This is a genomic window from Niabella aquatica (assembly GCF_054779315.1).
This window is the reverse complement of record NZ_BAAGYM010000005.1, coordinates 86,276-102,236: the sequence shown is the minus strand read 5'-3', so window position 1 is coordinate 102,236 and position 15,961 is coordinate 86,276. Positions and strand designations below refer to the sequence as shown.

The 15,961-nt window shown below is 42.2% G+C and carries 8 protein-coding genes; all 8 read right to left on the bottom strand.

Features of this window, described 5'->3' with window-relative positions; translation table 11 throughout:
* Positions 1 to 149: 149 nt before the first annotated feature.
* Positions 150 to 1,793, bottom strand: a complete 1,644-nt coding sequence (locus ACYVBM_RS05415; protein ID WP_460684608.1) for a pectate lyase family protein — start codon at positions 1,791 to 1,793, stop codon at positions 150 to 152.
* 32 nt (positions 1,794 to 1,825) lie between these two features.
* A complete protein-coding gene (locus tag ACYVBM_RS05410; protein ID WP_460684607.1) occupies positions 1,826 to 3,469 on the bottom strand; it encodes a polysaccharide lyase in 1,644 nt (547 codons plus the stop codon).
* Between the two features lie 94 nt (positions 3,470 to 3,563).
* Entirely contained in the window at positions 3,564 to 4,223 is a 660-nt protein-coding gene (locus ACYVBM_RS05405) for a DUF3826 domain-containing protein (protein ID WP_460684606.1), read from the bottom strand.
* A 201-nt stretch (positions 4,224 to 4,424) separates the two neighbouring features.
* Entirely contained in the window at positions 4,425 to 6,407 is a 1,983-nt protein-coding gene (locus tag ACYVBM_RS05400; protein ID WP_460684605.1) for a RagB/SusD family nutrient uptake outer membrane protein, read from the bottom strand.
* Positions 6,408 to 6,442: 35 nt separating this feature from the next.
* The gene (locus ACYVBM_RS05395) at positions 6,443 to 9,703 is read right to left on the bottom strand and encodes a SusC/RagA family TonB-linked outer membrane protein (RefSeq protein ID WP_460684604.1); all 3,261 of its coding nucleotides are present in this window, start codon (positions 9,701 to 9,703) and stop codon (positions 6,443 to 6,445) included.
* Between the two features lie 1,081 nt (positions 9,704 to 10,784).
* A complete protein-coding gene (locus ACYVBM_RS05390; RefSeq protein ID WP_460684603.1) occupies positions 10,785 to 11,945 on the bottom strand; it encodes a sialidase family protein in 1,161 nt (386 codons plus the stop codon).
* A 359-nt stretch (positions 11,946 to 12,304) separates the two neighbouring features.
* Positions 12,305 to 14,695 carry a glycoside hydrolase family 2 TIM barrel-domain containing protein gene (locus tag ACYVBM_RS05385; RefSeq protein ID WP_460684602.1) on the bottom strand — a complete coding sequence of 797 codons (2,391 nt, stop codon included), beginning with the start codon at positions 14,693 to 14,695 and terminating at the stop codon, positions 12,305 to 12,307.
* A 171-nt stretch (positions 14,696 to 14,866) separates the two neighbouring features.
* Entirely contained in the window at positions 14,867 to 15,961 is a 1,095-nt protein-coding gene (locus tag ACYVBM_RS05380; RefSeq protein ID WP_460684601.1) for a glycoside hydrolase family protein, read from the bottom strand.

Here is a 15,961-nt window from a genome sequence, read left to right as displayed (position 1 = left end):
ACTGATAAAGGATCCTTTGTTGTCATATTGCGCATGATGAATATAGACAATTAAGAAATTATCCTTCGATATTCTGATAGCTATCACAACCGACTGATATTACTTTTTAGTCAGCCTCTTTCTTTAAGTAAACGGCATTAATTCACCAATTAATATTTCTTCATCCCGTTAGCCGGTTTTACAATTGCAATATTCACTAAGCTATTCAAATAATTTTCGATATTGCTATACCCGTTTTTTGCTATTTTCCCGGCATCAGACGCATCATCAGGGTTGAGCTTATTCTTCATCTCGTAAGCATCTGGCATGCCGTCATTATCCGTATCTTTATAGGGAGTACCTTTGTATTCGGGGTAGCCACCTACTTGTGATGGATGTGTTATAATACCTTTTTTGTAAGAATCTTCGGGCAACCTGCGTTTGATAAACCTGCCATAGTAAGGCTGGGCATCAGGCGCCACGTATATTTTCCCGGTTTTTACGGTTTCCACAATTCTTTTATCAACAGCATCTCTTACCGGTAAAGTTGCTCCAACATTTTTTAATACGTAATCATAAGCACCTTTAGCAGAAATAACCGTTACCGGTGCCAGCTGAACAGGTTTATCGGTTTTGATCTGCCGGTTCAGCTCTGTTGCGTTTTTTACATCAGGCTGCACACCGCCAGCCCAGTTATCGGCCGTAACTTTTGCATTGCCTTCTATGATATTGCCTGCCACATAAGCTTTGCCAAAATGTTCTTTGTTGGCTGCATCCCTGCCGGACTCTGGTTTCAGGATGCGATAGCTGATAGGGGCTCCTGCCGGTGTAACAGGGCCTGGCTTATAGTAATTATTGATGAAATTGTAAAAGGAACGGTGATCCCCGCCATCGGCCGTGCGGTTCCACCAGTTAAACACAACATTATTTACAAAATTAAAATCGCCGTACATACCTACCGAAGGGTTGCGGCTGATATTGCTGGCCCAAAGGTTCCTTGTAAACATGCTGTTCAACCCGCCGATAGTGCTTCCAAACGAATGATTATACGTATCAAGTGCTTCCGAAAAGATGGAATTTTGAATCGTAATATTTACCGTTGGCAGCTTATCGGCTTTTCCTTGCCGGTCATATACATGGCGGTACATGCTCATATTTTCATCCAGGCCCCAGCTGGCGGAAACATGATCTATTATGATATTTCCTACCCCGTTACCCCCCAGCGCATCATCCCTGCGGGTAACTTCTGTGGCGCCGCGCCTGAAACGCATAAAGCGAATGATCACATCATGCGTGTCTATTAAAACCGATTCGCCTGCAATGCAAACACCATCGCCCGGTGCGCTTTGTCCTGCAATAGTAACGTAAGGTGCACGAATATTTACCGGTGTTTTAAGCCAGATAATACCTGCCACATTAAATACAATGATCCTGGCGCCGCCCTGCTCGCAGGCCCACCTAAAACTTCCCGGTCCGTCGTCGTTTAAGTTGGTTACCACCAGCACCTTTCCCCCACGGCCGCCAAAGCTGAATTTACCGCCGCCTTCTGCCCCGGGGAAAGCGGCTATTTTTGCCTGCGGCAAATCAGAAGGTTTTGCCGCCCATGGAATAAAGGGGCGGCCCTTTCGGGCTTCGGATTCTACGATAAGCCTGGCTTCCTCCCATCGATGCTCTGATATCTTTTTGTCTTCAGCACCTGCCGTTTCAGCCGAATCTGCTACTGATTTTGGTATAACAGGATACTGAGCTGCCGCATTATTCCTGCTGCAAAGGAAAGAGCTTAATAAAAGAGCTCCTGCAATCAATTGTTTCACCTGTATATTTATAATTTTGATAAGCGGAGTAACTATTTTTTCGCTACCGGCGGCACCACATTGTTCATATCAACAAGGCTGTTTAAATACTCTTCAATATTTGTATAACCCGATCCTGATTTTGAAAATGCAGATGCATCAGATGCATTGTTAGGATTCAGGCCTTTTTTTCTTTCATAATCATCGGGCATGCCATCGTTGTCCGAATCTTTGTAAGCCGTTCCTTTATATTCAGGGTAACCGCCAACCTGGCTAATGTCTGTAATAATACCCTGCTTGTAAGAATCGACAGGCAGACGCCTGTGTTGAAACTGTGTTTCGGGCAACTTTACGCCCTGGATAGCCGTAGCTTTACCTGTGGTAACTTCTTTTATAATTCTTGCATCAACGGCATCGCGCCGGGGTAAAGTAGCGCCGGCATTGGCCAATACAAAGGTTCTGGCAGCATTGGCATTTAATATGGTAAGCGCCGGCATAATTAAAGGTTTGCGCTGACGCATATAACCCTCATGCTCTCCCACACCGTCCAGCTCTTCTACCTGCACCCCTCCGGCCCAGTTGTCTGCAGTAATTTTGGGATAGCCCTCCATTACATTTCCATTTACATAAGCCCTGCCATAAACCTTGTAGGATAGTTTACTGCGTCCGCTCTCGGGTTTCAAGATGCGATGCCCGACATTGTTATTCCTGGGTGTTGAAGGGCCTGGTTGAAAATAGTTATTAATAATATTGAACTGCGCCCTGTAGTCACCGCCATCGATAGAGCGATGTACCCAGTTGTAAACCACATTATTTACGAAATTGAAAACACCATTCCAGCCCACCGAAGGGTTACGGCCTGCATTATTAGCCCAAAGGTTACGCATAAAGCTGCAATTTTCACCACCCAGCGTGCTGCCAAAAGCATGGTTCCAGGTATCGAGCGCCTCGCTGAATATCGAATTCTGAATGGTAATATTTACGGTACCAAATTTATCTTCTATCTTGCCGGTACTGTCATTATACATGTGGCGGTACATGCTCATGTTCTCATCAAGCCCCCATGAAGCGCTTACATGATCTATCATGATATTTCCAACAGGATTACCACCAATGGCATCATCTCTTCTTCCCACCCATGTTTCACCGCGCCTGAAGCGCATATAGCGAATGATCACATCGTGGGTATTGATCCACACCGATTCGCCTGCAATACATACGCCATCGCCCGGTGCCGATTGCCCGTAAATAGAAATATAAGGAGCGCGGATAATCAAAGGTGATTTTAAGCGGATAATACCTGCCACATTGAACACCACAACCCTGGCACCCCCCTGCTCACAGGCCCATCGAAAGCTGCCGGGACCGTCATCATTTAAATTGGTAACTACATACACTTTACCACCACGGCCACCTGTGGCAAATTTGCCGCCGCCTTCTGCACCCGGGAATGCGGGGATAGCGGCATGTGGCAGCTCGTCATATCTTGAAGCCCAGGGAATATAGGGACGGCCTTCCGTTGCCTCTTTTTTAATGATGGGATAAGCAATGGCCCACATAGAATCAGAGTGCCTTTCGGCAGCATCCATCAGTTCCTTTGCTTTTTGCTGATCTTCTTTGGAAACCTGCGGGTATTGGGCTGAAGCAACCGATAACGTGCCTGCCAGTAAAAACCCTAGTATTATCTTTTTGTTCATATAAAAAATTAACCGATCTAACTACTGTAGTATAATATTATTGGACGCCGGTACGATCTAATACTTTCGGAAAAATGTAAGTAAGGGTTACTGATTACTTTTTCTGTGCCTTTATTCTTTCATACCAGGCCGTTCGTTCTTTGGCAAGATCGTACCCCCTGGAAGTAAGATAGTTATTAATCCGCCCTTTATATTTTCCAAACCATGCATGCTTGGCATCGCTGGAACCTGAGGCCATAGCATGTTCCCTGGCTTCATACAACGCGTTGTAAATATATTTTTTCTCATCCTCTTTTAAAGAAGGGATCATATCCAGGTGAGCCTTGTAAGTAAGGGGCAGCACATTATAAGTGAGACCGTTCTTTACCTGCTCTATCTGGCCTGCGTTTAGCTCTTTTGCCAAGGATTGAACAAATTTTTTATTAAGTGTGGTTCTTTTTTCTTCAGAAATACCGGTGATCTTAGCCAGTTCTGCGTCGGTTACTGCTTTATCGAGTTGTTGTGCTTTTACAGCTTTTACAGCGGCCTCATTTTCATCATCTATTGCTTTTATATCGGCATACTCTTGTGCTATTTTATCTCTTACAACATAAAATTTTGCTGAATCGCTAATATTCAATGGTGCCGCTATTTTATATGCACGACCTTTAATTATATTCATATAGTCGTTGTCTTTTACCGACTGAGCCTGCGTATTGAAAGCAAAAGCTGTAAATAAAAGCGGGAGATAATTTCTTTTTGAAAATATATGCATAACGGCAACCGGTTATTTATATTGAGCTGATAAAGTTAAAACCCTGAAGAGGCGCTAACAATGCCAAGTTTGATTAAGGGGATGGAATATTTTACTATCTTTCATGAGTAAAAACGATCTCCCTAAAAACTCTTATATAGCTGTAGGCACAAAAAAAAGAGAAGTGCTATGCTTCTCTTTTTTTGTGTAATATAAAATCCATTACTGCCGATAATTAAATGTTCCCGGGGTTCCGCTATAATCATTCCATCCTATCGTTTGTGTCAACCAGGGATTGATGGATAAAGCCGTATTATTCAGGCCCGAAATATAATAGTTCTGTCTAAAGTTTATATATAGTGGGGTATTCGACGCATCCCTGTCCATTGGCTGATCAGTAGCTACAATTTGAATATTATTATCAAAAAAGTTCTTTAAATTATTCAATTGTGTCTTGAAATCACCAGCGTCAGGGTCAACAGAAATAGTGCCACGGGCTGCAGTGAGTGGATCGGTTGCATTTCCTATCACAGTTTTATACTGCCATAATCTCCCTGTTCGGGCTGTTCCATTAATAGGATCGATACCCAATTTTTCGCAGGTATTATTTCCGGCGGAAGCGTCATCATTATACAACATCCAGCGCTGAGCGTCCCAAAAACGTTTGCCTTCGTAAGCGAGTTCAACGCGACGCTCATATAAACAGGCTTCCAGAGCGGCATATTTATTAGCAAATGTACCAAGACCATAATTATTGGCCGAGGCTGAAGAAGGATAAACACGGGCTCTTATTTTGCTCAGGTAATTGACCGCATTTGCTATCTCCCCTTTAGCCGCATAGCATTCTGCTATATTAAGCAGCAGTTCTGCATAGCGATATTCAAAAATATCTGTTCCTGAGAAAGCTAAGCCGGAAGCTGTGCTGGCAGCAGGGTTCGACATTTTACGAACTACGGCAGGGCTGTTCACCTGGTTTCCATCGCTATAGGCAGTCTTATTTCCTGTATATGCCCACCTGTAGAGCCACACTACATCGGAAGTTGCTTCTTTAGTAGGCCATTTCATACCAGAGAATGCAAATGTCCGATAAAACCGGGGATCCCTGTTTAGAAAGAAATGCGCAGAATCATAACCATTGGTAACAGTAGGACGGGAACCATTTTCTAATGGAAACAGGTCGATCATTTCTTTAGGTGCGGAAACACCTCCCGAACCGGTTTGCTTCGTTAAACGAATGCTTCTTTCCCATCCATTACTTTCAATACCTGAAGATGCTGTTGAATTGGAAAGCAATCGTATGATGATCGCTTCTTTATCTGTAAGCTTAGTGTCATTAATATACCACATCTCCGCCCAATCCTTCGCAGTCGAGCCATACAAGCCTTTACCAGCAGTTGTTAATGCTGTTTCAGCGGTAAGCCCCGCATCTAATGCCTTTTGCCATCTATCACTTCCTGAGTTATCCCAATCAGGGTTAAATAATGGACTGGCATAGGTTAATAATACACGGTTTTTCATTGCCAGAGCCGCACCGCTGGTAAAACGGCCATAGTCTGTCGTTGGCCAGGTTGCAGGAAGTAATTCAGCTGCAGCATCAAAATCGGATATTATCTGTGCCACTACTTCGGCCACTGTTGCACGAGGATGCTGGACAGCCGGATCGTTTGGTGTTGCATTCTCTACCTCGGTCACAATGGGAACACCTCCGTATATACGCATCAGATCGAAGTATTGAAGTCCCCGAAGAAAAAACATTTGCCCCTGTACTTTTTTCTTAAAATCATCTGACAATGCCTGCCCTTTTTCTTCTATTTTTTTAAGTAAAAAGTTTGCGGTTCTGATACGCGTATAAGGGACGTTTGCAGCTCTTGCTACAAGCGCAGTTCCATAATAACCGTCTGCCTGGTTAGCATTTATAAGTGTTTTTTGAGGATGGATCAGGTCTGTTACTGTTCCTCCGATTTCTTCGGTGGACCTGGTTCTGGTATCATTGTAAAGCCCTACTACCGAAACTATCGGGGATTTATATGCCGAAAAATAATCATAATACAACTTATCAACATACCAGCCGGTCTGTATCTCATTAGTAAATATGCTTTCATCATAGCTGTCAAAGCTTTTCATTTCTTCCAAAAAATCCTGCTTACAACCAGCAATGATTGTAACGGCCACGATAAGGAAAGTGAATATTTTTATCTTTTTCATAATTAATAATTATGTGTCGTCATTAAATATTGTTGTTAGAAACTTGCGTTAATTCCAAGCGACCAGGTACGCAAAGTTGGATAGGGTACTTTAGGATCATCATACATATTCCGATATTTGTCAGGATATGGATTATAGAAGTCCCAAAGATTAAAGCCTGCCAAGTTTACCCGAACACCATCCATCTTTACTTTGGAGGCTATTGATTTTGGAACAGAATAGCCAATTACCAGACTACGTACGAAACCTCTGAAAGAAGAAATCTGCCAGAAATCTGACTGGAAAGAATTCTGGTCAAAATATGCCAGGTTTGGCCACTTGCCGCCTGCATTATCTACCGGATCATACATATCATTTAAATAAGATTCATGAGACCAGAAGATATTTGTTGAGCCAGTACCCTGTTTAATATAATCAATACTATTATAGCGGCCCCAGGATGTTGCAATCTGAGTATTTAATGTGAACGCCCTCCAGGATAATCCTATATTAGTCGCTAGCCCGAAAGATCTCCTGCTACCCAATTTTGAAAAATCCTGACCATCTTTTTCTATCCGACCATTGGGTCCGGCAATCGTCTCAGTCGTTGCATCAAGCTGACCGCCCAGATCCTGGTAAGCCAACATCCCTTTTCTAATCAGAGACTTATCTGTAATACTTAAATAAGAGGGCGTAGTACCTGCCGCGGTAGCCAGATCAGTAAGATACTTCCAATAAGCATCAATATCGGCATCAGTACGTAAAAGTCCATCTCCGCCTTCGTTTCCTTTCCAGGTTATAAAGCCATAGGCCGGACGGATAGTAGAATATCCTTCCCTATTGCCATAATTTGACGGATAATCAAATGCTACCGGAAGCCATTTAGTTACTTTATTATCACCTGTACTAAAGTTTACACCAATGCTATAGCCAAAATCTCCGGCTTTATCTTTCCAGGTAGCGCTGAATTCAGACCCCCATGACTTCACTGCTCCAAAATTTTGCTCTGCAAAACCGCCACCTACAGAAATAGGCACCCCTACCTGGTTTGCTAATGTCATTAACATTTCGTAGTTATTATCCCAATACCTGTCATAGGTTAATGACAACCTGCTGTTGATCACAGATACGTCAAAGCCAATATTTTTCTTTGTTGTTTTATCCCAGGTTAAATTAGGGTTTGGCTCATCACCAGGAGTTAGACCAGATACCAATGAACCGCCTTTGCTTCCAAATCCCATTCCTTTATCAGCTGCATATCCATAAGTTTGCATCCAGCGCCATGCTTTTACATTATCCTTTCCTGTTCTACCAATTGAGGCACGAACTTTAAAGAAGTTTACCCATTGAACATTGTCTGAAAACCAGTTTTCTTTCGATACCACCCAACCTGCCGAAACTCCGGGGAAAAAGCCCCAGTAATTTGCCGGTGCAAATTTGGTGGATGCATCAGAACGAAATACAAATTGCGCCAGATACTTTCCTTCATAGTCATAATTCAGTCTTCCCAGGTAGGCAAGGGTACCTCCCTGTGTCCGGGAAACATAAGTATTAGATGGGTTCAACGTTCCGGCAGATGTAGAAGAACCATTATACCCTCCTGGTACAGGCTGATCATATATAATAAATTTTTTCTGCCAATCCTGCTGGCCTTTTTCAACAGAAGTCATAACAGATATACTATGCTTTCCAAACTTCCTGTCATAATTAATAAAGAAGTTCGACTGCTGCACTTTTCCTATTTCATCAGAAAAACGCACAGTAGACCTATTATTGTTCATCGCCACATTCCATGTACTGGTATCGGAATATAAATGATAACCTATCGCATTGGTATTAGTGGCTGCAGCTAATTTCAAACCAAGCATAGCCTGTTCATTATTGGCTGTGGAATAATTTATTCCGTAAGAAGCCCTTAACGACAGCCCCTTAATAAAGGGTACATCATATTGCAAAGAAAAGTTTGTATTATAGGCCTGATCATCATCAGCTGTAAAGGAGCCGTTATTTAATAACCCAAAATAGTTCCATCCCGAAATATTATTTTGTCCGGCAGGATTGGTTTGGACCCTGTGTGGGCCTAAAGCCGGAGAAATATATTCGGTTGCTCCATTCACAGTATATTGCCAGGGAATATATTTAGGCATGTGCAGCAAAACCGCATAATCCGTCTGTTCCGATCCCGAAGTATAAGAACCTTCACTAATAGAAATTTTAGTAAATGATTTTTCAACCTTTGAATTGTTAGCAGAAATCGTAGCTGAAAGTTTTAAATTGTTTGCCACCTTCACATCAGTACCTGCCCTAAATGACCATTTATTATAGTCCTGGCTACCTAAATTTGGCTTTTGCGTATAATAAGCTGCGCTGGCAAAATAGGTCGCTCTTTCAGCCCCGCCGCTTACGTTAACAGAATGTTGCATAGCCCCACCAGGTTTCCAGGCTTCTTTCAGCCAGTCGTAATTTAAAGACTTCATTGCCTCCAGTTCTGTATCATCGAAGAATGATGTATTAGAACCACCAGAAGCACGGAAATACCTGTTCGAAAATATCCCATGCTCATAAGCGCTCATTGTTTTTCCAAAACTTATGGCATCATTAAACTGAAATTTTCCTGAATACGATATTTTTGGAGCACCGATTTTTCCTTTTTTGGTCTTAACTATAATTGCGCCTTGCGTAGCCCTTGAACCATAAATAGCAGCCGCGGCATCTTTCAATACTGTTATACTTTCAACTTCGTTAGGGTCAAGCACATTAAACTGATCCATCGTTGGTAACCCGGTGTTCGGGTCTATCTGGATCACATCGTCTATTATCACTAAAGGCAATGGACTATTGCCATCTTTACTGTAACCAAATGTCTGGCGGATACTTAACGACGCATTATCGCCTGGTCTTTGACTACCTCCCGATACATTCAGCCCCGGTATCGTGCCCTTTAACGCTTCCGCAATACTACTTACCGGAAGCTCTGCCACCTTTGACATGTCTACGGTAGCAACAGCGCCTGTAAGATCACTTCGTTTTTGCGTACCATAACCTATCACTACCACTTCGTCCAGATTCGTTTCCAGTTTTTTCATAATGATACGAATCGGGCCGCCTGCTTCTGTAACGCGGACTGTTCCAAATTGATACCCTACATGCGAATATTCCAATACGGCCCCAGATGTAGGAACGTTTAAGGTAAATTCGCCATCTTGATTACTAAAGGCGGTTTGAGGACCGTCTTTAACCTTAATTGTCACCCCAGGTACCGGGGCCTGAGTTGAATCATCCACAACCGTACCTGTAACCGTTCTTGTTTGTGCCATTACCATATTATGACAACATACAAACAGTACAAACAGGCACGCAAACCTTAAAATGTGCTTGAAATACATATGGCCTTTTTAGTTTAAAAAAAACGTTTGATTAATATAATAAAAGTTGGATCTACCCTTTTTAATTTTCAGAATATTGCTTCTGCTGCAGTACCATCTATCCATAAGCATTGGCAAAATATTCGAAAAGCTTAATTGCTGAACAGTCGGGTTAAAGTAACATTAAAAAAATCAACACAAGTGATACATCTTTCTAAAAACAAATTCCTTTAACGCAATCGCTACCTGTATATCTCCTACCGGCTATTACAATCAATCTGATTATAAGCTACACGAATAACTGAAAGAAGCTGCAGGTATTTTTACAACCGTTTGCTTTCCAAAAGTATACCCTTAACATTCCTGTAACAATGCAAGGTTTCACTAAGGAGATGTAAAATTTTACTATTATAAAGCAAACGGCTCTGGATCCCAACCCTATAGTGGCTCCAGGGCTGCATAGCTTCGAAATATTATAACGTCTTAACCAGACACTTCATCATACTATGGCCAAAATAAAAGACAGACTGTCTGGGACCTGGCTTTCAATATGGCTGGTTAAAGGCATAGTTCTTTATTCATAAGTTGCCCGGATGCAGTAAGTAGTAATTCGGTTTATCAGGCAGAATGTTCACTTAATAAAATATATCAATTGATTCTCCTATAACCCGGTAAGGGGAAAACACAGTGATAAGGTTAGCCAGACCCAACAGATTTTCCTGTTAAATAGTCGTATAGTATGAATGTTTTGCGGCCGTTCTTTACAGGTATATTTTCATTTGTCCTGGAAAAGGTTGAGTAATGATGCACATTAACAAAACAGGAAAAAACAAACGAAATAGCCGATGTTCAATTAGGCTTTGCTGAATAGCCGCCGGTATTTCTGCCAAAGTGCTGATAAATAACCAGGAATGCATGAATGTTCATATAATGCACTAACTACGGAAGCTCTTTCTTTCCGGGCCTGATTCTACATTCAATACCCATTTCTGTTTCTTTTGTATTCCTGAAGCAAGCGCAAAAACCCTGATGCTTATTGCTCAGTGCTCAGCACCAATGGGATCTTATCATAGGGCCATTGCCCGTTTGCCATAGGATAAGTTATTAATTGAGCAGGATCAATAACCACATGCTTTATACGTTCTCTATGCCAGGTATACACAATATGTACCAAACCGTCTGACGTTTGAATAATGGACGGATAAGAGTATTGCTTTTCGGGCTGATCCATATAATCAAGCACTAAAGCGGCTTCCCAGCTTTTACCGTCTTTACTTACCGCCAGGTTAATAATGCCCCGGCCTTTATGACCCGTTCCCTTCTGATCGCGGGTAGCATGATTATAAATTAACAGGTGACGGCCATCTTTAAGCGTCACGGCATCTATGCCCGAATTGTTATTAGGCAATATTGTAGCCTTCATTTCGGACCAGGTAAGCCCGCCATCTCCCGACCATGTTTCTGAAATATACTCGTTATTACTATTGGATGTTCTGCACAGCATCTGTATGCTTCCATCAGCATGCGTCAGCAATGTAGGCTGAATAGCCCTCATTTTTTTACCATCATTCAGCGGTCCTATAAAACTCCAGGTCTTTCCACCATCAGTACTGCGTTCTATATGAGCCTGCCAGCCATTTGCTTCGCTGCTCGATCCGGACAATATTACACCGTTCTCAAGCTGGACCGGCTTATTTTTAATAGGCCCCAGGATGTTACCATCCAGCTTTTTAGCTTCGCTCCAGGTATACCCGTTATCTTTTGATATTTTCACCTCGCCCCACCACTCTTTAGGACTTGGGCCTACCTTATAAAAAAGCATTAAGTCTCTTCCTGCAGGTTGAAACAATACGGGATTCCATGTAGGAAGTCTTTTGCCCACAGCCTGCACCCCGTTAGCAATACTTACCGGGGCCGACCATTCGCCTCCTTTCTTTTTGCGAGACAATTTTATTTCTACATCAGGATGCCGTTCATAGGTACCTCCAAAATAGGTACAGAGCAAATCCCCGTTATCAAGCTCGATAATGGTAGCAGAGTGGCAGGAAGGAAAATCAGCTTTTTTATAGAGAAACTCCTCCAGGATCACTCCCGGTTTCATCGGGTTTGGGTTTTTATTAACAGCACCTGCAAAAAGAAAACCAGGTATACATATAGTACCTGAGAGTACCAGGTTTTTTATTAGTTTTTTCATTGACATTATTATTACCATTTATTTGAATTAGCTACTGAAAGCATTCATTAATAACTATATTCAACTTTTTCAATGCAAAATCTTCTTTTGTACGTTTTTGCTCGTCCAAAAAGGTACCCAAAAAAGACTGCCGGCAGCACTTACGGGCCTGCCGCCGGAGTGGTACTACTATCAACTGTAGAATATAGTGGTATGTCCGCCCTATCTGACCCTACCATAGTATGGGCGTACATTGGTCAGTTGAACTACTATGCTTCTATAACTAATATTCTTATCCATTAACCAGTTTCAATTAATTTAAAAATAAGATACACATTGCGCCATCTGGCCTTTGCCGGTGTTATCGCATATTACCTGTATTACTTCACTGTAATCGCTGCCTTTGCAGGCTGTAACCCGTCTGCAGTCAAAGTAATAACGGCTTTACCCGGTCCGGTGCCTTTTATCATGGTAAGGAGTAATCCTTTATACGCATGATGCACTGCATCCTTCATAGAGTTAAGATCTGCAGGATTCCCGTTGTCCATTCCTTCAATAACCGCAGGACCCGATATGTTTACTTTTACCAACTGTCCGGCATCAGGAGCCAGGTTACCTTCTTTATCCATAATACGAACCGTAATAAAAGATAACTCATTCTTTTTACTGTCAATAACTTTATTCTCCACAGATAATTCAAGTTTATATGCATCCCCCGCTGTACGAATTATTTTTTCCAATACCATTTTATGGTTTTTATAAGATACTGCTTTTAGCTCACCCGGTTCATAAGGCACCTGCCATAGCACATGAAACGCAGTATCTATCTTTGTTTTACGGCCCAATGACCTGCCATTCAAAAACAGCTCCACAGCATCTGCATTACTATAATAAGCTTTTACATCTACTTGCTGTCCTTTCTGCCAGTTCCAATGAGGATATACATGCAGTACCGGCTTACTGGCCCATTCACTTTGATACATATAATACACATCTTTCGGAAAACCTGCCAGATCAATAATGCCGTAGTACGAGCTACGTGCAGGATATGGATAAGGCACAGGCTCCCCTAAAAAGTCAAATCCGCTCCATACAAAAAGTCCTGACATATACTTATATCTTTTTACCTGCCACCAGTTATTTTCGTGCGTTACGCCCCAATAAGCGGCTACGTTATCGTAGGCAGAAACTGTATAATCAGGATTACCATTTTCTACATATTTGAATTGTGAGGAGGATGGCCATAACCGTAATGAATCGGCAGGCATATCATAATGGCCCCGGCTTGCAAGGCCCGACACATTTTCTGATGCTATAATTTTCTGGCCCGGATAATGCTTGGGAAAATCTTTATAAGAATCTACCTTATAATTAAAGCCCAGCAGATCTAACGCTCCCGACTGATAGATATAATTTTTAGCAGGGTCGCTCTCGCTCAACGCACAGGTAACAGGCCTGGTAGTATCCAGGTCCTTAACAATTTTTACCAGTTCCCTGGTTAAAGTAATACCCGTTGAATCGAACTGTTCCCGAATTTCATTACCAATGCTCCACATGATAATGGAAGGGTGATTCCTGTCACGCCTTACCATGTGCTCCAGGTCCTTCTTATGCCACTCTTTAAAATCGATATGATAATCAAACTTATTTTTTCTTTTTGCCCACATATCAAAGCTCTCATCCATCACTAAAAAGCCCATTTCATCACAAAGGTCCAAAAGCTTTGCTGCCGGTGGGTTGTGGGCCATCCGTATAGCATTGACGCCCATCTCTTTTAAAACTCTCAGCTGGCGCCTAGCAGCAGATGTATTGAAAGCAGCACCTAAAGCACCTAAATCGTGATGCTGACAAACGCCTAATATTTTCATTGCTTCTCCATTAAGCGAAAAACCTTTCTCTGCATCGAAATTAAAATAGCGGATACCGAATGATGAAATATATTCATCTACCACCCGGTTGTTCTGATACACTTTTGTAACAAGTTTGTATAAGGCCGGATTATTTACAGACCAAAGCTCCGGCTTATCAATATTAATAGATTGATAATATTTATCTTGTTTGAGAGCAAAAGCAGACACTTCTTTTACTTTTTTTCCTTTAGGATCATACACTGCGGAGACCAGCCGGATAGCACCCGTCCCATGTCTATCAATATCCAGTTCAACGGCTACTTCTGCTTTTATTTTTGTAACCTGTGGAGTGGTAATAAAAGTGCCCCATTCCTGAATGGCAGTTTTGCCGGTAATTAACAATTTTACATCCCTGTAAATACCAGAGCCGGTGTACCAGCGTGAATTGGGCTGCTGCGAATTATCCACTTTTACCGCAATCAGGTTTTGCTGATTAGCCGGTTTTAACCAGGGAGTAAGCTCATAGCGGAAAGCGGTATAACCATAAGGCCATTTACCTAAATAATGACCATTGATCCAAACCTCGCTGTTTCTATGAATACCATCAAACTCGACATAAACTTTTTTACCGGCAGCGGACGCCGTAAAACTTTTTCTATACCAGCCAATACCACCCGGCAGCGCACCGCCGGCATTGCCTGCAGGATGAATGGAATCGAACTTTCCTTCAATGCTCCAATCGTGTGGCAGATCCAGCTTACGCCAGGAAGAGTGATTATACGCCTCTTTAGAATAAGCCGGATCATCACCCAAAATAAAGGACCAACCTTTGTTAAAGTCTGTTGTCTGGCGCACTGCCTGCGCAAACAACAGGTTACTCAAAGAAAAAAAGACAATAACCAAAAGTAATTTCCTGTTCATCATTTGCATTTTAGCTGATCATTTTAATTACCTGAACAATCAATTCTATGCTGTTATATACAGCGTATCTCTATTTTTTATCGGCACAGCCGATAGAGTAAACCTGTGAAGCGAGGACGCTTCACACAGCTATATTACTGGTCAGACCGTCCCGGTCTGACCAGTGCGTTGTCAAAACCTCAAACCACTTTTACCCTTATCCACAGAAGTAGCCACTGCAACACCCCTGTTATCCTTTTCATCAACCGCACAATAAAAATGATAAACCACGCCATTATGCTTTAGCACAAAAGATTTATGCGCATATTTTTTATCTATATCAATAGTTGAGTTAACCAGATCGGCACCATCCCAATCTGTCCAGTTGATGAGATCATAAGAGCAGGCAAAGCGGTTGAAAGCCTCTGCTTCGCGTCCTTTCCAGAAGGCGCCAAAATAGAACATTACCCAAACATTACCGATCTTCTGTATTTGCGGGTCGCCGGTGATACCACGGAAGTGATGCACCACAGGTTCCTTTTGAAACCTTTTCCATGTAAGCATATCATCTGATACCGCCATACCGATCCGCTCATACCAGCGGGTGGGCTTGTTATCAGGTAAAGAATCCCCAACAGCATTATAATACATAATGAATTTATAACCGGTTTTCCCTGCTCCATCCTCAATTATATAACTTTTAAAAAGCTTATTTCGGTTTTCCCACCACCTTACATCCTTATCTGAGGAAGAAAGCACTGGGCCGGGTAAGCGTTGCCATTCAAAAGCTTTTACAGGCTTCTTTTTAGTATATGCTATTCCTATAGAAAGCGGTTCCGGCTCATATCCTGAAGAGGAACCGCCAAAGTAGGACATCCAGTATTTTTTCCTGTACTTTTTTAAATGATAATCTCCGCCCCACTTTGTATCCACAAGCGCATTATAACCGGCTTTCTGATGACTATCCCAGCCGTCAACAGTGAAAGACATTTGCCTGCCCAGGTTGTTCCAGTGCAAAAGGTCTTTACTGCTTGCCAGCCATGTTTCATATCCTTTGCCATCAAACGCTATATAGCTCATATACCAGGTATTGCCGAAACGATAAATAGTAGGGCAGTCTATTTTTTTTCCTCCGCCGGGAGGCAGTACCACCAGCCCGTATTTATAAGGTGTTTTTACTTCTTCATATATTTTCTGCATTTCCGCCTGTGGAACAGCTTTGACTGTCTGGGCAAATGTGCAGTACGATATAAAAAATAAAATAAAAAATGCTATATATTTTTTCAT